Annotated in this window: 16 protein-coding genes, 1 tRNA gene and 2 pseudogenes; 5 read left to right on the top strand and 14 right to left on the bottom strand. The window is 35.4% G+C overall.

Going from position 1 to position 18,868, the window contains the following annotated elements; genetic code table 11:
- Nucleotides 1–435: 435 nt before the first annotated feature.
- Together ACECE_RS0214380 and ACECE_RS31160 are read left to right on the top strand one after the other, a co-directional pair.
- On the top strand, nucleotides 436–726 hold the full coding sequence (locus ACECE_RS0214380; protein ID WP_010248443.1) for a CD3324 family protein: 291 nt from the start codon (nucleotides 436–438) through the stop codon (nucleotides 724–726).
- A 71-nt stretch (nucleotides 727–797) separates the two neighbouring features.
- Nucleotides 798–956, top strand: a complete 159-nt coding sequence (locus ACECE_RS31160) for a hypothetical protein (RefSeq protein WP_162862547.1) — start codon at nucleotides 798–800, stop codon at nucleotides 954–956.
- A gap of 70 nt (nucleotides 957–1,026) precedes the next feature.
- On the opposite strand, the gene ACECE_RS0214370 is transcribed toward ACECE_RS31160, so the two are convergent.
- Together ACECE_RS0214370 and ACECE_RS0214365 are read right to left on the bottom strand one after the other, a co-directional pair.
- Nucleotides 1,027–1,419 (bottom strand): zinc-ribbon domain-containing protein, encoded by a 393-nt coding sequence (locus ACECE_RS0214370; protein WP_010248441.1) that lies wholly within the window; start codon nucleotides 1,417–1,419, stop codon nucleotides 1,027–1,029.
- 433 nt (nucleotides 1,420–1,852) lie between these two features.
- The gene (locus ACECE_RS0214365; protein ID WP_010248440.1) at nucleotides 1,853–4,717 is read right to left on the bottom strand and encodes a glycoside hydrolase family 9 protein; all 2,865 of its coding nucleotides are present in this window, start codon (nucleotides 4,715–4,717) and stop codon (nucleotides 1,853–1,855) included.
- Nucleotides 4,718–5,009: 292 nt separating this feature from the next.
- Here ACECE_RS0214365 and ACECE_RS0214360 point away from each other — a divergent pair, with 292 nt between their 5' ends.
- Nucleotides 5,010–5,933: a methylenetetrahydrofolate reductase gene (locus tag ACECE_RS0214360; RefSeq protein ID WP_010248439.1), complete on the top strand. Its 924-nt coding sequence runs from the start codon at nucleotides 5,010–5,012 to the stop codon at nucleotides 5,931–5,933.
- A gap of 134 nt (nucleotides 5,934–6,067) precedes the next feature.
- On the opposite strand, the gene ACECE_RS0214355 is transcribed toward ACECE_RS0214360, so the two are convergent.
- Together ACECE_RS0214355 and ACECE_RS27620 are read right to left on the bottom strand one after the other, a co-directional pair.
- The gene (locus ACECE_RS0214355) at nucleotides 6,068–7,342 is read right to left on the bottom strand and encodes a DUF6348 family protein (protein WP_010248437.1); all 1,275 of its coding nucleotides are present in this window, start codon (nucleotides 7,340–7,342) and stop codon (nucleotides 6,068–6,070) included.
- Between the two features lie 644 nt (nucleotides 7,343–7,986).
- Complete coding sequence (locus ACECE_RS27620; RefSeq protein ID WP_010248435.1) at nucleotides 7,987–8,421, bottom strand: DNA adenine methylase; 435 nt, start codon at nucleotides 8,419–8,421, stop codon at nucleotides 7,987–7,989.
- 50 nt (nucleotides 8,422–8,471) lie between these two features.
- Here ACECE_RS27620 and ACECE_RS27615 point away from each other — a divergent pair, with 50 nt between their 5' ends.
- Nucleotides 8,472–9,653, top strand: coding sequence for an IS4 family transposase (locus tag ACECE_RS27615; protein ID WP_010248434.1), 1,182 nt, complete (start codon nucleotides 8,472–8,474; stop codon nucleotides 9,651–9,653).
- A gap of 308 nt (nucleotides 9,654–9,961) precedes the next feature.
- Here ACECE_RS27615 and ACECE_RS0214340 read toward each other — a convergent pair whose 3' ends face one another.
- The 8 genes and pseudogenes from ACECE_RS0214340 to ACECE_RS27590 all read right to left on the bottom strand — a co-directional run bounded on the left by ACECE_RS0214340 (nucleotide 9,962) and on the right by ACECE_RS27590 (nucleotide 16,061).
- Nucleotides 9,962–10,387, bottom strand: a complete 426-nt coding sequence (locus tag ACECE_RS0214340; RefSeq protein WP_010248433.1) for a hypothetical protein — start codon at nucleotides 10,385–10,387, stop codon at nucleotides 9,962–9,964.
- Nucleotides 10,388–10,572: 185 nt separating this feature from the next.
- Complete coding sequence (locus ACECE_RS0214335) at nucleotides 10,573–11,454, bottom strand: topoisomerase DNA-binding C4 zinc finger domain-containing protein (protein WP_010248432.1); 882 nt, start codon at nucleotides 11,452–11,454, stop codon at nucleotides 10,573–10,575.
- A 286-nt stretch (nucleotides 11,455–11,740) separates the two neighbouring features.
- Nucleotides 11,741–12,328 carry a hypothetical protein gene (locus ACECE_RS29450; protein WP_010248430.1) on the bottom strand — a complete coding sequence of 196 codons (588 nt, stop codon included), beginning with the start codon at nucleotides 12,326–12,328 and terminating at the stop codon, nucleotides 11,741–11,743.
- A 23-nt stretch (nucleotides 12,329–12,351) separates the two neighbouring features.
- A complete protein-coding gene (locus tag ACECE_RS29445; RefSeq protein ID WP_010248428.1) occupies nucleotides 12,352–12,897 on the bottom strand; it encodes a zinc metalloprotease in 546 nt (181 codons plus the stop codon).
- 348 nt (nucleotides 12,898–13,245) lie between these two features.
- Nucleotides 13,246–13,998, bottom strand: a pseudogene (gene istB, locus ACECE_RS27600) (IS21-like element helper ATPase IstB).
- Nucleotides 13,999–14,008: 10 nt separating this feature from the next.
- Nucleotides 14,009–14,940: pseudogene (locus ACECE_RS31815) on the bottom strand (Mu transposase domain-containing protein); the annotation flags it as partial.
- A gap of 513 nt (nucleotides 14,941–15,453) precedes the next feature.
- Nucleotides 15,454–15,810, bottom strand: a complete 357-nt coding sequence (locus tag ACECE_RS0214310; protein ID WP_026073849.1) for a hypothetical protein — start codon at nucleotides 15,808–15,810, stop codon at nucleotides 15,454–15,456.
- The gene (locus ACECE_RS27590; protein WP_010248420.1) at nucleotides 15,807–16,061 is read right to left on the bottom strand and encodes a hypothetical protein; all 255 of its coding nucleotides are present in this window, start codon (nucleotides 16,059–16,061) and stop codon (nucleotides 15,807–15,809) included. The genes ACECE_RS0214310 and ACECE_RS27590 overlap by 4 nt, the downstream gene beginning before the upstream one ends.
- A gap of 270 nt (nucleotides 16,062–16,331) precedes the next feature.
- Between ACECE_RS27590 and ACECE_RS0214300 the strand changes: the two genes are divergently transcribed.
- Nucleotides 16,332–17,585, top strand: a complete 1,254-nt coding sequence (locus ACECE_RS0214300; RefSeq protein ID WP_010248419.1) for a site-specific integrase — start codon at nucleotides 16,332–16,334, stop codon at nucleotides 17,583–17,585.
- A gap of 129 nt (nucleotides 17,586–17,714) precedes the next feature.
- On the opposite strand, the gene ACECE_RS0214295 is transcribed toward ACECE_RS0214300, so the two are convergent.
- Both ACECE_RS0214295 and corA read right to left on the bottom strand, forming a co-directional pair.
- Nucleotides 17,715–17,789, bottom strand: a tRNA-Thr gene (locus ACECE_RS0214295).
- Nucleotides 17,790–17,887: 98 nt separating this feature from the next.
- A complete protein-coding gene (gene corA / locus ACECE_RS0214290; RefSeq protein ID WP_010248417.1) occupies nucleotides 17,888–18,847 on the bottom strand; it encodes a magnesium/cobalt transporter CorA in 960 nt (319 codons plus the stop codon).
- Between the last annotated feature and the right edge of the window lie 21 nt (nucleotides 18,848–18,868).

Raw genomic sequence — 18,868 nt, 5'->3', positions numbered from 1 at the left:
AGGTGATTGGAGTGTTAAATTGGTGATAGCTATTATTAATATTTATAAGGTGACTTCAATATAATTTAATACTGGATTGGAAGATTGCATATTAATTTAGTTTTATGCCATTTATCCCGTTTTCTTCTGATCAACCTTTATGCTTTTGAGCATAAGATATAACCATCACCTAAGTTATTTATATAACAAGCTTTGTGAAAAGATTAAAAACATCTAACACGGTAAGGTTATCGTGTTTTTTTAATGGTTCAATCACATTTTCTACGCATTCTAAAGATAAGATTTTAAATCCATGGTGGTTATTATTCCATGGATTTTTTATTAATCCAACAAACAAAAATACAAAAATAAAAAAATTGAAAGGAGGTGGCACGATGAGGACTATAGCAATTACAAATAATTTTATATCCAACACAAGGGAGGTTTTCATCGTTGATGTACAAAAATGGGGAGGTTATCCTTCCACCTAAACTTTTGCATGAGCTACAAAAATATATTCAGGGTGAAATAATATATATACCGAAAAAAGACAAAAAAAGGGCTGGCTGGGGTGAATTAAACGGTACAAAGTTTCTCATACTCAAACGCAATACCGAAATATTTAATAAATATGAAAAAGGACACACCACAAAAGACCTGGCGGCTTCATATCATCTATCAGAAGACAGCATAAAAAAAATTGTGCGTTCATTTAAAAGTAAAGACAGAATGTATCAGATCAGCTGATTTTTAGAACTATAAATTTAAGACAAAATAGGTAAGGACTTTTTGAAACACCATTAAAGGAGCATTATGAAATGAAAAAGAAAAAAAGTAATATTGAATTAATGAAAGAAATCAGAGGCACCTGGAAGCTGAACCCAGTAACAAGGGTACATGATAATGATAATAAGAAAAATATTAAAAAAGAACGCCGAGAAGCAAAGAATTTATGCAAATCACAGGAAAATCTGTGACCTCATTTTGTAAAAACACTTATGGTAGCTTCAGGTGGAAATTTGGCTCCACCTGAAGCAAAAGTTATTATCACTCATTTGAGCTATTTCTTTTTTCCCGCTCCATTTCAATTTCCTTCATTTGCCTTATAAAGTTTAATTGAGTTTCCGTACGGTATATTGCGCCGCTTTCAGTAATGTAGCCGTCAGATGAAAGCAATTGGTTTTCTGATTCTTTCTGGCTTTGAATTAGATCTACATAATCAAGAAATTCTGAACTATCAATTTCCTCATAATTTTTACAAATAGGGCATACCAGAAGGTAGTTTGTTCTATATGGTATTATAGGAATGGAAAACAGTGTAAACCAGGTTGACAACTTTTGTAACTGAAATGTTGATTCATTACAGCAATTATTGCATCGTTCTCTCTTAACCGGACCATAATTCTTAACCTTCCTATAGTCCCTTCCAAAAATACTCATAAGAATACCTCCTAAACATTTTTAACCAAACCGGCACCATCTATTTGTGTAAATAACATTCTTCACTATATATTATAATAATTTGCCAAATATAGTTCCGCAGTTTTATCCAGCACAAATCCCAAGCCATTGATGACAGTTATCACTGCGATATAAATAAATTTTACCTATTGCAATTAAAAATAGTGAATCTGGCGGCAAGACTGCTGTAATAAGCTCTTTTTGCTAAAATTACTTAAGCATCAGATAAAACAAAACTTTTGAATAGAAGAAACAAAAATACAAAAGATTATATACCAATATTTTACTACATTTTTCGTCATAATACAAGCGAAAATTTTATATATCACTCTCCGATCAACTGCAAATACGATGATTAAGAAAGCGAAAAGACATCACCCTCTACAAGATGATGCCTTTTGTAGCAGGTTTATTACTTTTGTACCGGAAACTTTGAGATAATGCCCAGCATATATTGTCTCATATAAGCAAAATCCAGCGAATTGAACATACCATTTCCGTCAACGTCTCCAGCTTTCAAACCATTTTCATAAGAGAACTCTTTTATCATTCCAAGCAAATACTTCCTCATAACTCCAAAATCTATTGAGTTTAGCGAACCATCGCCATTTACATCACCATATACGTATTGTGCAGGTGTTGGAGTTGGAGTAGTCACTCCATCAGGTTCTATGCCATAAACCAGTTCCGAATTAACGTATACCGTTATCTTGGAATTTTCAATATACCCTTCCGCATCAGCATTAAATGAATAATCGTTTGACAGTGAATATGGTAACCCTTGTTGGGAAATTCTGAACTGAATTTCTCCGCTATCAGAACCAGGGCCAATTACACCTGCTCCATCTTTGAAACTTATGTCAAAGTAACTATCAGCAGTGTCAACTGGTTTTGAAATTTCAACAAAATTTCCTTCAACCTTCTCAGCATCAACTTTAATGTAATCAAATACATAATCTTGCGATGAATTTGAATCCTTTGTATACCAGTAACGAATTGAAACTGTTGATAAGTCAACAGGCTTCTTGCCGTTATTTAATACCTTTATTATTCCTTTTACATCACCAACGCCTTCAATACCATCATCAGCATATCCATATTTGTACATAACCTTAAGTGATGGCTTCTCTTGAGGAGTAGGTGTAGCATTAGGATCAGGCGTTGCAGTTGGTGTAGCTACTCCCTTGGGAGGTTCTGATCCAAATACCAGCTCACCATTGTTATACACTGGTATATATTTGCTTTTTACAAATTCTTCTGTTATCCCCTGTCTGCTCCAATCGTTGGTAGGATCCCAGTGGAACTTATAATTTGAGTCTTGTGCTCCAATAAGCGCGAACTGAATATTACGTGTGCCGTAAACTTCATAATCCGACCAGTCAAACTCTACATAATATACTCCAGTATCATCCCATTTGAACGGCCCACTGTATTTAATAGGTCCTCCGTAGCTTGAATCGTTCTCATCATACATAATCTGCAATTCAACATCATCAACCGTCTGTCCGGCATCAAGCATTTCGTCTATATCAAAGTAATAACGTACTTTCATGTCTCCTTCTCTATGTGGAGGATGAACAGACTCATTGTATAGTTTAATTGTTACCTGAGTCCTCTCTTTATTTTCCTGTTCAAGCATTGCCTCAGTATAATATACATCAACCGGGTCTTCTTTTGGAGGAAAATCTTTTAGTATTTCCTGATCCTGTCCAAAGTATGTGCAAAGCCCTGCCAACGCACCTACAAATCCAGCGTTATAGTCTATAGCAACCTCATTATACACATAATCTGTTGTGATATCCTCATGTACATCCTCAGCATCAGGACCTCCTACCAAAGCTCCCCACAACGTATGTCGATGCTCTGTAGGCACCTCCATACTATTTGTTTTTGAACCATGAGCAGCACGATGATGTGGGTGTTTAGCTGAATTTTCGGCATATCCTACTATGTAACACCTGTTTAGAGGGTTATTACCCATTATGTATTCCATTTGGCCTTTTGCCCACTCGGAAAAATCCTCACGGCCAGTATACTTTCTATATACAAGACAGCAAAGCTGTGCTGCACAATTGTATCTTGCAGACCCCCATGTATTTACTACTTTGAAACCTGCAGGTGATGGTTTAAGATATGCTGTATCGCTTGCATTTTCATGCTGTATACTTGCCCAGTACTCATTATTCCATCTAAAAATATACCAATCTCTATCAGTATTAGTTATAGGTGCAAGTTTTGCAAAAACGCCACCCCAAACTACATCCCATGAATGTACCCAAATGTTCTGCCAGTGATTCTGCTCATTGACTATAATCTTCTTCATATAACCTGTATATTTTCCATCTTTAACAGAAACTATATCATCTATGTATTGTTTATTTCCAGTTGCAATATTTAACCAAACAGCTGCCCATGACATTTCGTCATCATCATAGGCTGATCCGTAGTAACCGCCGGAATAACCCGTTCCCCTATATTTTTTTGCAAATTCATAAAGGGCTTTTGCTGTTGTAAGGCACTTCTCTGCATATTCCTTATCAGAGTCTTTAAAATTCAGATAGCTGATTGATAACGCTGCTGATACATTCGCACACTGATCGGCAGCAGGATTTTCTGAAGTAGCAAAGAATGCAGGTCTTACTTGCTGCTGAAGTTCGGGTGGACCCCAGTAGGAATGGTCAACATCTCCATTTCCAACCTGATAACAAAACGCAATTACATTCCCATCTGCATCCATATATGTAGACTTTAAGAAATAATCTGTGAACCATCTTAAAATCTCAATCATATGATCTTCTAAGCCTTTATCGATAAAAGCTTGACGGAATTCATAAAATCCCCATTCAAGGGTTGATGCAGCATATCCTTGAGGAAGGCCAAACTTTACATGGTCACCTGCATCATGCATTCCTCCGCCTTGATCCAACGTTCCATTGTTATCTGGGTCAAGAAACTCTCTGTATTTGTCAATAAATGCTTGTGACATGTTTGTACCAGGACTTTCTTTTGATTCCATTGGTATTAGCGGAACCGCCTCATCCTCGAGGTGGCAGTCACCCCTCCACTCAAGCCTTCCATCTGTTATACCTCTACCACATTTTTCTGCATCGTAAAAATATAAAGACATTTGAAGTGCTTTGGCAAAATTGTAATCATTTACAGTTGTAGCATCTGTTGTTGTAGTTTCTGAATAAGCAGGCGCTGTGAACAACGTGCCAAAAATACAAATCGCCAAAAATACTGCTTGTACCTTTCTTATTTTTGATCCCTTTTTCATTACCATACCTCCCCTTCAATATTTATATTATATTTGAAAATATTATTAACTTTTATCTAATAATAAATATTATATATTACAAAATAGACATTCGACTATAGTCGATTTTTTGGTACAATCATCAACTTTTACGAAATTCTTAAATTAAGATAGAATTTTGTTATGATTAGTACAAATAATCATAACTATTTACCTATTTGCATTATCAAAAAAGTATGCAATAGATCCGAAGATGATGCTATAATAAAATAAAATGTTGGCTATTACCTATAACCTTCAAAAGGAGATTATGATGTTAAAAGAGAAAATTTTAAATAGAAGACCTGGTATTGTTACTTATGGATTGACCCCTCCAAAAGCGGTCAACTCACAGGAAAAAATTAAAGAAATATCAGAAAAGCAAACTGAGAGAATAAAGGATCTCGATATAGATGGTTTAGTTATCTATGATATACAGGACGAAAAGGACAGAATTGAAGATAGCAGACCCTTCCCATTTTTAGAAACCATTGATCCATTAATATATAGCAACGAGTATCTTAAGAATTTAGCGGTGCCTAAAATAATTTACAGATGCGTAGGCAAATATTCGCACAGTCAATTCAGCCAACTTATCAAATCAGATGCAGGGAAGGATATGTTTTCTGTTTTCGTTGGAGCAGCGTCTAGAAATCAAAAGGTTCCGCTGCGTTTATCGCAAGCATATGAAATCTGCAAGGCTACTAACCCAAATCTTATTTTAGGCGGAGTTGCCATTCCGGAAAGGCATATGAAAAATAGAGAAGAGCATATAAGAATAATAAGTAAGTTGGAAAGCGGTTGTAAATACTTTATTTCTCAAGCCGTTTATAATATTGAAGCAGCCAAAGATTTTCTATCGGATTATTACTATTACTGTAAGAGTAACCATATAGAAATGGTTCCTATTCTCTTTACTTTTTCGCCATGCGGTTCTTTAAAAACGCTCGAATTCATGAAGTGGCTGGGAATCAGCATACCGAGGTGGCTTGAAAATGATTTGATGAATTCTGAAGATATTCTGAATAAATACGTTTCACTTTCAAAGGCTATTTTCAGTGAGCTTCTGGATTTTTCAATAGAAAAAGAAATTCCTATCGGATGCAATATTGAAAGTGTTTCGGTAAGAAAAGTGGAGATAGAAGCTTCTATCAACCTGGTAAATGACATAAAGTCCATAATTGCATCCAGGATTTAAAATCCCCCACCCAATATTCCATAGAACAAAAAATATAAATTCCCTTAACATTAAAAAAGGTGGCATAAAGATTTCCATCCCAATGCCACCTTTTTTATATTATAAAATATCAGAAATTAGTTACGTTAAAAGTACTAGTCCTTTACAACATAACTCAAAGGTGCCATCAAAACCATTGGAACCGCCTGAAGGTCCTGAGGCCTGCTTCCACCCGCTAACGCCTGTTGTAACGCCTTAAATTCGTCTGATAGGAATAATACCTTTTGAAATTTTTCTTGATTTTGATTCGTCTGAATTCTTTGAAGTACGACGTCAACCCCAATTACATAAGACTCAAAATCATAGAGCTTCTTATATATTTTCCTATCGTCAGGCAACACCAATACGACCGTATCTGAGTATTTTGGCCCTCCTAATAAAACACGGCAATATATAGCCGGGATAAACCAATAAAATTCCCATGCCATGTTAATGTCCTTTGTAAACTCTGCAATTTTATTTATAAGCCCCTCAACATTATCATCCGGGCTGTAGTCCTCAAATACACTAATTGCATATTCAGCACACTTTTTATCAAAGTTTTCCTTTTCTATATCCTTTTCTCTGCTCTCATTCCATGATTTGTCCGACTGCCGGATTACTATATATTGCATTTCTGCCATATAACTATTACTTGCAGGCCAACCTTTTATGTATTCTTCAATAATTCTTTCTGCCTCCAAAAAAGGCTTGTTGTTCAAAAGACATTGATAAGCCAGCTTTCCATTCACTTGTTTTGACGCAAAGACCTTTATCCAATAATACCTCTTATTATTCAAGCGCTTTATTATTAAATCCTTCAAAAGGTTATAAATACGATCATTACTTTGACCTGTTAAATCTTCAAAGCCCTGTGCCAATATAGGCCCCACATGCGGATGCCATATTCTTTCAAGGCCGTTTGAAGTAGTTTCTATATCCAGGTTTGGGTTATGGTTGTCTTGCAAAGATTCGGAAACAGCTTTAAAAACGCTAACCATAAAGGCATCCAAGCAATTGCCTATAGCCGATTCTAAATTATTTCCCTTTCCAATGCCTGCTAGAGACTCAAATATTCCTTCGTCTCCAAATTCATTATTGGAAATGCTAAAATCTATATGAATTATAATACCATTTTCCTGTTGATTTTTGCCTCTTATTGCAGCCTTGATTGATGTGCCAATTGCAGGAATTACAGCCATTTCTTTATTGTCGTCTACCTGAAAACTTATTTGTGAAAGCTTTTTCTTCAAAAGCTTTATAACTAATTCATTCTCATCTGTTATTTTAACTTCCTCTTCTTTTCCCTCTTCTTTTCTCTCTTCAGTCTGTACTTCTTTCAATTCTTCTTGATCTTTTTTTGAACCAAACAACTTATCCATAAAACCCATATTAAAATCTCCTCTAAAAAATCTTATGTATTTTAAGAATTGGCTGCATTTACTCAAATGGGCACAAATTCATCAATAACAGCTTTTGAAAACTGATTATAAGTACAATGCAAATTCTTATATAATGATTATACAACAGAAATGAGCTAAATGAAACAGGGCTTTAAATCAAAATACTACTACAAACAAAAAAGCCCGAAACCCGTTAAGTTTCAGACTTTTAGTGTGGAGCCACTGGAGGGAATCGAACCCTCGACCTATTCATTACGAGTGAATTGCTCTACTTATTGTAAACTTGGGTAAAGTGTTGCACTCGTTCATATTACTACATCTGCAACTTTTGCCCATTTTTATTATTTAGTAACTTTTACTGATTTTTTGCTACTAAGTTCCGCATTCGTTCCGCACTAAAAACGAGCCTCAATGGCACTGAAGTCAGCAACAATAAATCCGTTTTCCTTTGTAAGGGTATTCTGTATTCAAAAAGGCATATCTATTTCTGAATATATTCACATATCATTTAAAATCTTTCTGAACACAAAATAAATACTCTTTCGTCACTTTTAAAATCAACCAAAAATGTATACCTTTGTAAATTTCAACTAACCATATAAATTTCCTCGAGAAAGCGGCATTTATAATATTTACATTACAGTCTCTATTTCATTATCTTGAGCTATTGGAGGTATGGTAAGATTAGAGATTAGCAATTCCTTTCCCTTTTTTGATGTTTTTACAGAATAGTCCATATATAAATTGATACAAGAACTTCTTTCATATATATTTCTGATTTCATCAACATCATCATAACTAATCAGCCATGGAAATAATTTGGGCTTTATAAATTTTGCTAGCTCAACATGTTGTTTGTGAGTAAAGTAGAATCGGTAAAGTCCTGGACCTTCTTTGTAATAAGGTGGATCAATATATGCAAATATACTTTTATTTCTTTTATATTTTAAATTAGCCTTCATCATTAATGTTGCATAAAGTTTTTTTAAAAATTTCAACCCATACTTTCTGGTTGAAGTAATAATATTTACCTGTAGAAAATATGAAAGCCCCTCTGTTAATATCAAGTGGGTTCGCGACCAAGCAACCACATCCATTAACAAAGGAGCTAACAAACATGGCTGATTGTACTACAATTTTTGAAACATTAACAGGCTTTTTACCAAAGAACATTTTGGAAAAGGCTATTACTGAAACAGGTGCTGAACATGGTACCAAAAAGTTCACTGTTCTTCGGCAACTTAATACGATGATGTATGCTCATCTGACTGGAACTACCTGTCTTAGGGATATTGAAGCAGGCATAGTAGCAGACAAAAGACTTCAGGAGTACACAGGAACTATCAGCGCTTCACAAATATCTCGTGCAAATAGAGCACGTGACACAGTAATTTTTAAACAGATATTTGAGGCTTCTCTTGCTAAGCTGAAGAAGCATAACGGAATACGAATCATCCCAGGAAGTTGGGGAATGCTTAAGGCACTTGACTCAACTACTGTAAGTCTTTGCATATCTTTATTTCCCTGGGCAGAATATCGAGATAAAACTGCGGCAGTTAAGATTCATACTCTCTACGATATACTTCTTGGATGCCCCGAAAGTATTGTTATGACTGAAGGTATTATTCATGACAAAGAGAAAATGAAAAACTTTGTCAAAGAACCAGGCATAACATACCTTTTTGACCGAGCATACCTTGACTACAAAGAATTTGATAGGTACTGCAGGGAAGGAATCTTCTTTGTATCAAGGCTTAAGAAAAACGCCATCATGAAGGTTATGAATGAGAACGCTGTTCTTAAAGGTGGGTCTATTTTATCTGACAAAGAAGTTATCCTTGGGGGTCAAAGTACTCAAATGCATCATCCTATCAGGGCTATCCAAGTAATTGACTCATCAAACGGTGAATTATTTTATATAATTACAAACCGTTTTGATCTCACTGCGGAAGAAATCGCCCAGATATACCGTTTAAGGTGGACTATAGAAACCTTCTTCAAGTGGATCAAACAGCACCTTAAAATCAAGAAGTTCTTTGGAAGCAGCTTTAATGCTGTACTTAACCAGGTTTACTCAGCACTTACACTTTATTGCTTATTGCTACTAATGCATATCCTAGTAGGTACTAAACATGACTTTCTAAAGACAGTAAGGCTTATTGCCAAAGGACCTTGGAATACTCTTATACAGCTTCAAGAGGACTTGAGCCCTAAAAGGCCACCGCCTAAAGTTAAGCAAAAGAGGTTCAATTGGAAACAAGAATTTGAAGCTGTGCTACGCAGATATAAAGTCAGTTAATCGTATTAAGTTTTTTGATTTTTTATTGCTTGGGCTTAGGTGGTCACTCCCCTTTTCTCTAGCATGTGGCAGAATTCCCTTCTATGTGAAGGCTATGCCAGCAAATTATTTACATTGACTTTTTATTATAGATTTAATGCAACGCTAATGTATTAATCAGTCTATTGACATGAAAGTCTATGCTTACTGGACGATTTTAACTTAACATTCAACTACTCAAAATGCACTTTTATACATGTTAGCTCTATAACAATTTCCTTTATCGTCCTAAATACTAATATTAAATAAGTTCTATTCACAGCGTGAATCTAGGTCTTAGCATTATTATGGACTTTTTTGAATTCTACAAAGCCATCCTTTAAACCATCCAAAAATTCTTCAGGAGGTATAAGTTTCTCTAATGCTTCAAAATCGTCTTCTTCTATTGCTATATAAAACTTTTCGTTATATTCCTTCTTTATAAGTTGAAATGTTACTTTAGCATAAGCATCTCTCTCTTTTTGGAGTTCTTTAATTTTGATTTGGAATTGCTTATTATCGGATCTTTGAATTCGAATAATAGAAGCAAAGATTAATACAACTACAGTAATTCCAGCAATTGAACCTAATCCTTGTGATTTTGTTATAGTGCCTATATGATTAAAAACAAACTTAAAAATAGTTCCGCACCCTACTGATATGCAAAAGTACGAAATACCTCCAGAGAATTTTTCAAAATTTGAATATTGGCTCATTTTGACACCCACCACCACTTAATTACTAATTTCTTAAATGTTTTGGCGCTTCAATAATTATGATACCTAGATATTAATTCTTTGTTTGTTTCCAAAGGATCCCTGTTCCGTCTCCTAAATGCACTCTTTCAATTAAATTTACTTCTTTACCCTCTAAATTAATAGGTGGTTTTCGTTAATAATGATCAAACTGCTTTTTGGGTATGTTTACAGTCTGGATAGTTTGAGCAACCCCAAAATGTACCGTATTGCCCCTTGCGATACACCAATCTGCCGCTATTGCATGATGGGCATTTTCGTGCTTCATCCTTAATCTTTTCGCCGTACGTTCTTTCGATTTCGGACAAAAATATTGACTTCTTATCCTTAATGGCTACAAACCAAACAAATTTCCTTGCGCGTATCATAGCAACATAGAACAAGCGGCGTTCTTCCGCGTGGGAGTATTCTTCCTTCTTCTCCAGAACCAATTCGAGCAGTCTATCATCCTGTATGTTACTGGGAAATCCAAGACGTTCATTCCGATTGTTGATAATAAAGACATAGTCGGCTTGAAGTCCTTTCGATTTGTGTGCAGACATGAACTCGATCTGCAGGTCTTTACGCTGTGAATATGTTATGATTCTTCTTTCTGTATGTATGTCGTTGCGAATCTGAAGATCGTCAGATAAGAACGGGGTGATATCCTGATTATACCGACCTATGAGAAATACACTGCTTCCGGGGGGAAGTACGCCCAGTTTTGCTTTAAGATCTGTTCCAACAAAGCGGTCACTGTTGCTTTGGATGATGGCAAAACAGAAGCTATCATTGCTACTTACAGTACGAAGCTTCTTTTCGACCTGTGCAGTGTTCTTCAAAACAAAGGTACTGCTAACATCGACGATGCTGCGGGGAAGACGGTATGTTGTTTCAATGAGTGAACGTTCTGTCGGACCCCAGTAAGCCTCGAAGTTGGTAAAAAAACTAATATCACTACCTGCAAACCGCTCCAAACTAATATAACTTGCAAAGGTGAATGAAAACATGAATATGCAATGAAGTACAATACTTGCTCCAACTGTCATCCTCCAGAACGAGTCGACCCCCCAAAACAAAAAACTTTGAAAGCGTTGCCTTATAAATCCATGATCTCAAAAATCATACCTATGCAGAATTCAAATAGTGCTGAGTAAGGGCACTTAATGTTCTACTTACAAGTTTTAGATACTCAAAAAACACCGCTCTACAAATTATTTAACTTGTAAAGCGATGTTTCTGTTCAAAGTAGAATAGAATAAATACCCATATCAGAAACTATTATAAAGAGATGAACCAAAGTAAAAATATTTACATTATGAATTCATAATGTTGCTACTTTTTGTTCGTTTTTGCCTTTATATGGTTTACTAATTCATCTTTATCTATTCCGTCTTTGAAAATATTATTTTCTTTATTTACTTTTGACTTATTGCCATTAATTTCTATTTGCCCAAGAGCTGGAGTTAGTGTTTCATATGGTGTACCAGGTAAAATATCTTCAAAACTTGCTAGGAAAAATAAAAATTGGCTTCCTTTTTTATAATATCCACCATTATTTAAAACTTCTCTATTGCCTATACCATCTTTATCACCAAGTTGCTTAATCTGGATAACATCTCCAACTTTAACATTACCCTTGATTACTTCGCTTACTTTTACATCAGATACAGTATATATTACAAGGTCATCTTCTTTTTCTTTCTCAGTTCGATTCTTATTTGGGTTAATGTTTATTTTTTGGGCCTTATTCTCTTTAACTACTTCTCCCAAAACGATTATATCAGCCGTATTAATTATCGCATCTTCATCTGCATACATAGGATAACTTGCGCTTGATTGCTCCATAGAACAACCTGTTAACTGCAATGCAAGAACAAAACTGCAGAGTATTGCGAAAACTATATATATCCTGTATTTCATATTAAAAATCCTCCTTCTAAAATTTAATAAGTAGCATTTACTCCCGTTATATCATCTGCGCGCGGAGTATAATTTTGTCTATTAGATCCATAATTCATTATTGAAGCATCTGGAGTAGTCGTATTTGAAGGATTATCCCCTAAAGTAAGTGCATGTCCTAGTTCATGAACCATTGTCCATGTCTTTTCGTTTGAGGTACAACTCACCAAATATTTACGGTTCAATTCAATTTTAAATTTTGTAGCTCTGCCAAATACTATATACTGTAAATTTACAGGTGTATATAGAGCCTGCCAAGTTGTAGCATAAAGATTGTCAATCATCCAGTTATTACCAGAACCAGGAACGGTATAAATATATGCGGGTGTCGAAGTTCCATTCCACGCACTAATTGCAGTATCAAATTCGCTATACGAAACACGATTTTCAATTGGAATTGTCGAACTTATATAACCATTGGAATAGTAAATATAAGTTGCCGCAAACGCCATAAAACTAGAACAACAAGCTATTACTAGAGCAATTATACTACTAACTACTTTTTTATTATGTTTTAATCTTACGCTCATAATATGCCCTCCTAAAATTTTCAAACTTTCTTGATCTCAGGGGATGAATAGTATTAATTATCTTTTCCTCCTTTTTCAGTTCTCCCTTCACAAACATCCCACGGAGGAGTATAATCAATACATCCTACCATTTGTGTAGGGGCTTGGGATTCCCATGAGACAGGTGTCCTGCCAAAAACAATCTGTCTCGTGGGATTATTTATTAGCTATGTTACCATATTTGTTGTTCATAATCAACCATATTTTACATTATTTTTCTTGTAATTTACGTTATATGGTGTAAAATATTGTCGAATTTTGTATCGTGAGGATTGTAATTGTCTTGACCGGTAGTCTTTTATCAGGATATCACTTGTTTTTATCCTGCAAGCCCTTCTTTTCCCGCATGGATACCTTACCATCAATATGGATTGTATATGAATCATGTACAATTCTATCCAATATTGCATCAGCAAGAGTATCTTCGCCAATCTTTTCATGCCAACCACCCGGAGCAAACTGGGAACAGAAAATTGTCGAACCAACTTGATGTCGTGCCTCTATTATTTCCAGCAAGTCTCTGGCTTCAACGCCTCTTAACGGCACAAGCAGCCATTCATCGAGAATTAAAAGGCTTACGCTTTTATACTGTTGAATAGCCTTCTTGAAAATTCCTTCCCCTCTAGCTATAGCAAGTTCGTCCAAGAGTTCCGACAGTCTTACATATTTGACTGTATAATAATTTCGACAAGCGGCTATACCCAAAGCTCAGCCTATGTATGACTTTCCGTTTCCTGAAGCTCCCATGATTATTACATTGTGTTTTTCCTGAATGTAGTTGCAGGTTGAAAGTTTTGTTATCAGTGCCTTATCAAGCTTTCTATCAGCATGATATTCAATATCTTCTATCGAGGCATTGTTAAATCTGAAGCTTGAACTCTTTATCAGCTTTATAAGTCGGTTGCTTTTTCTTCTTGACCATTCTAGGTCAACGATAAGGCCGAACCTTTCTTCAAAACTTAACTCATGGATAGATGTGTCTTTGAACTGATCTCTGAAGGAATCAGCCATCCCAGTAAGACTCATTTCATATAATTTTGAAACCGTTGTGTTATTTGTCATTCGCCTTACCTCAGTAATATCCTGCTCCCCTTGTAAATCCATACTGTGCGGCATTTTCGTTCTTAGATTTTCGTTCTTAGATTTTAGATCTTCCTTTTCCTGCTTTATTTTATCCTGGCCTGTCAGTAAAATGGTTTGAACACTTTTGTAGCTTGGATTGGGGGTGTAGGATAAAACTTTCTTACAGGCTTCCTCCACTCGGATTACCGAATATTTGTCAGCAAGCTTCAAGAGCGCAACGCAGGACTTATATCCTTGCTGTTCGATTTTATGCGACAAAAGTATTGATTTAACTACTGTGACAGTATTTATTCCTATACTTTCTGCCCAAGAAATAAATCTTTCAGAATTCCATGCAACATAATTCTGCTGGTTCGGCGGCATATGCTCTGGGAAAGTGCTGTATTGTCCAGGAATTCCGTAAAGCCTGACATGAGAAGCAATACGAAGGTTATTGTAAAAGACCTTAATTATTTTTCTTGTAATCCTGATATCCACTTCATGCTTTAAATATTCATATGGAACTGAATAGTGCATTTTATCCGTAGTTATGTGATAATTGAACTGTACGGTAGCTGTTTTCCAATATGCTAATTCGTATGGGGTTGCGGGCAGTGGCAGCAGTGCGTTTTTTTCTTCTTCGATAAAGACACTTAGCCTGCATCCCGGTTTTTTCTGGAAAGGCTTGCTGTTGAACTCTTCCAGTTTTTCTCTGATGGCTTCATTCAGTTCTTTTAATGAAAAGAATTTATGATTCCTCAAAGCTGCAATTATCCAAGTGGAAATAACTCCAACAGCACCTTCGGCATTTGGCTTATCTTTTGGCTTCCTTACTCTAGCAGGAATTACTGCAGTTCCGTAATGTTCAGCCATTTCATGATATGTTTTATTAATTGTTGGTGAAAACCATGATGCTTTAACCACACCTGTTTTAAGATTATCATAATTATACTGTATTCGGCATAATTTCGGATTATGCCGTAGAAATGATTATCGGTGATGCATACAGCAAAGCCGCCTGAAATCTGCACACTTTTTAAAAAGTACGGAATAATTTGACTAAAGCTTGGCGATACTTTCGTATATGATGCTAAAACGGAAGTGATAATATGCATCAAATATCTGACCATATAAATCTATCGAAAGAGCTGAAAAGTATCCCTATTTCAGAACTAATTAAGAAAGGAAAATTGCTGGTCAAAGCAAAAGGTTACTCTCAGTCTACAATATGGCATTACAATGAAAGGTTCCGCGATCTGCAACATGAAGCAGCGCTATTTGACATAGAAAAACTCTCAGAAGAGTTTATTGCTCAATATATTAAAGAAGGAAAGCAAAAGAGTCCAAAGCTCACTTGTAACTGTGTCCAAAGAAAAGCGCTTCTTAATTTGATTGCATCAGCAGCTAATACTGCCCATATTTTCGTAATCAAAAATGAAGCAGATAATATCCAAATTAAGTCTCTTCGGGAAAATCTACATTCCTATGAACAGCATCTTGGAGAGCAAGAAAAAAGGAATGATACGATAAAATCATATCTTCAGTTAGCAACAAAATTCTTGCATTCTCATATTCACATACTGCAATCCCTGTAGAACCTTTATTAACATATCTTCCAACTCTATTCCATATAGCTGTTGGTGCAAGCATTGTTACATTTGGATTCTGAGCAAATATAAGCAGCGTGTTATCAAAACTATATTTATATAATGTTGCTGCAAACCTTAGATAATCTCGCCAACTGTTTTCATTTCTTGTGATATGTAGAGCAATAGTTTCATAGATCGTCTTTAACTTTTCATCTTTTCTCAAAATGAATTAACCTCCTTCCTTTCAGGATGCATTTCAAAATACAGTTCAAGTGCTTCTTCCACCACCTTTTCAATTTCATTCGATTTAGCATCTGGAGAAAAAAACTTCGAATAAACCTTATGTTTTATTTTAATTGGTGGATTTGTTGATTTTGGCTTTTTATTTATCTCACCAGATAAAATTTGATATATGGCTTTTTCATTTAATTTGCTATCATTTGAATAACTTCTTAGCATTTGTGTCTTCTTCATATCCACTTTAAACTCTTTTTGAGATAGCACCTGTTCAATTTCTTTCTGCTCATTTTCTTTTTCTGTAGCTTATTTTCAATTGGCTATATTAATGACAACCAAAGGTTTTAAGGGTGTCAGATTCTGTGACATGTGTAAAGACCTCTTTGAAATTGGACACGCAAGTACAAAGATATGTAATAACTGTAAAAGGGAGTACCATCGCACTAAAACACAAGAATGTAGGCAAAAAAAGAAAACTAAAAAGTAATTATAGGAGGTAAAAATACAATGGCAAGTATTGAAAAACGCGGTAATAACAGCTACCGTATAACAGTAACCAACGGAACCGACTATACTGGAAAGAAAGATAAAAAACGTAAGTCAATCACATTGGATCCAGGAATGACGCCCAAACAAATTGAGAAGGAACTGCAGCGACAAGCAACACTTTTTGAAGATGAAGTTAAAAACGGTACATACTTAGACACTGGTAAGATAACCTTTAAAGAGTTCATTGATCGCTGGGTTATTGATTATGCAGAAAAGCAACTTGAACCCAAAAAACTACACTGTTATAAAATCATGTTGAATAACCGAATCATACCGACTTTAGGTCATCTAAAGCTTGATAGAATTCAGCCGAACCACTTAATAGAATTTTATAACAACTTAGCAGAGCCTGGCATAAGGCAAGATGGTAAGGGAGATACTTTATCTGAACCCACAATACAGAAATATCACAGGATAATTTCAAGTATCCTTCAGGATGCAATGCAATGGCAACTTATTATCTCAAATCCTGCCTCCAGGGTTAAACCTCCAAAGGTAAGAAAAAAGGAAGCTGGAACTTTTGATGAAGAAAAAACAGCCTTATTATTAGAGACATTAGAAAGTGAACAGTTAAAATATAAGGTCCTTGTTTTACTAGGAACTGTCACAGGTTTAAGGCGTGGCGAATTAGTCGCACTAAAATGGGAAAATGTTGATCTAAAGAACTGTATTATTGACGTTAGATACTCGGCTCAGTATGTCCCTGGAAAAGGCGTATCTATAAAAGAGCCAAAGACTAAAAGTTCATTGAGAAAAATTGCAATTCCTTCATCAGTAAAAGATCTGCTTAAATCGTATAAGCAATTCCAGTCCCAGGAGAGATTGGAGTCGGGCGATCAATGGAAAGGTGATGACTGGGTATTTACACAATTGAATGGCGAAATAATGCATCCAGACACCCCCACAAAGTGGTTTAAGAAGTTCCTTGAGGACTATAATGAAAAAGTGCACTCAGACAAAAACATACCAAAAAATCAAAAAGAAAAGTACTTGCTGCCGGTAATAAAATTTCATTGCTTACGCCATACTGCAGCCACATTGTTGATTCACAAAGGTCTTAATGTTAGAGCAGTATCAAGCCGATTAGGACATGCAAACACATCAACCACTATGAATATTTACGCTCACGCTCTTCAGACAGCCGATAAACAAGCAACTGATATGATGGAAAGTATATTGACCCCGAAGAAGAAAATGAGTAAAAAGGCTTAATTTCCTTTTGTATCTTTTAATAACTTTTAATATCTCCGTTCCCCATTTGTTCCCCACATTGTATTTATGTCAACAAACTCATTTTAAACAAAAAAGTCCGAAACCCATTTAAGTTTCAGACTTTTAGTGTGGAGCCACTGGAGGGAATCGAACCCTCGACCTATTCATTACGAGTGAATTGCTCTACCCCTGAGCCACAGTGGCTTATATGCTTTTCATACAATAATGGTAATTCTAAAATTGAATTTTGTCAAGTTCGATAATGAAATTGGTAGTTTTTTAAACAAAAGTTTATCAGCATCTTATTTGTAAATATTAAACCAACCCTTCACCTTAAACCACAGAGTCATAACCAATGCAATCAAAGCCATAAATCCCATTACAACAAAATACCCATAACGCCATTTTAATTCAGGCATATATTCAAAATTCATCCCATATATACCTGCTATAAATGTAAGTGGAATAAATATAGTCGTAATTACAGTAAGTATCATCATTATTGTATTCATCCTGTTGGACATAACCGAAAGGTAACTATCTCTAAGGTCAGAAGTTACATCTCTGTTTGATTCTATCATTTCAGACAGCTTGATTAGGTGATCATAGATATCTGTAAAATACAGTTTACCTTCCTTGAACCCTTCTGCATGGTCCGAATTTATAATCCTATATAATAAATCTCTCATGGAGTTAACTATTCTTCTTAACTTTAGTAACTCACCTCGAACCTCAAACACCTCGTTAATCAACTCTTTAACTGAGTTTCGCCGTGCATTGTCATCTATCTCGGACAAATAATCTTCTATCCTATAAATGGCCGGAAAATATTCATCAATAATCTTATCCAAAATTAAGTATATTATGTAGTTATGGCCTTTAGCCCATAGTTCCTTGTCTTCTTCCACCTGATTCCATGCAGATTGGATTTCATCCGATGGTTGCTTATGAAATGAGACAACATAATTTTTCCCGATAAATACATCAACCTCTTCCGCTGCCAATGTATCTTGATTTAAAGCATGTAAAACCAGAAAGTTATATGTACCGCAATAGTCAAGCTTTGGTCTCTCCAAAAACTGGAGACAATCTTCAATTGATAGATGATGGAAGTGAAAATAATCGCTCAAATACTTGATTTCTTTTTCATCAGGAGCTTCAAAATCCACCCAATACCATTGAATATTGCTATCCTTGAGATCTGCGATTTTTAGACCTTTTCTCAGTTTTAGATCCTTTGTAACAGCAATAATTCTTATCAAATAAACACCTACTCTCAGTAG

It is taken from the genome of Acetivibrio cellulolyticus CD2 (assembly GCF_000179595.2).
GTDB classification, from domain to species: domain Bacteria; phylum Bacillota; class Clostridia; order Acetivibrionales; family Acetivibrionaceae; genus Acetivibrio; species Acetivibrio cellulolyticus.
The sequence above is the reverse complement of the archived record's forward strand: the minus strand, read 5'-3'. Positions and strand labels throughout refer to the sequence as shown.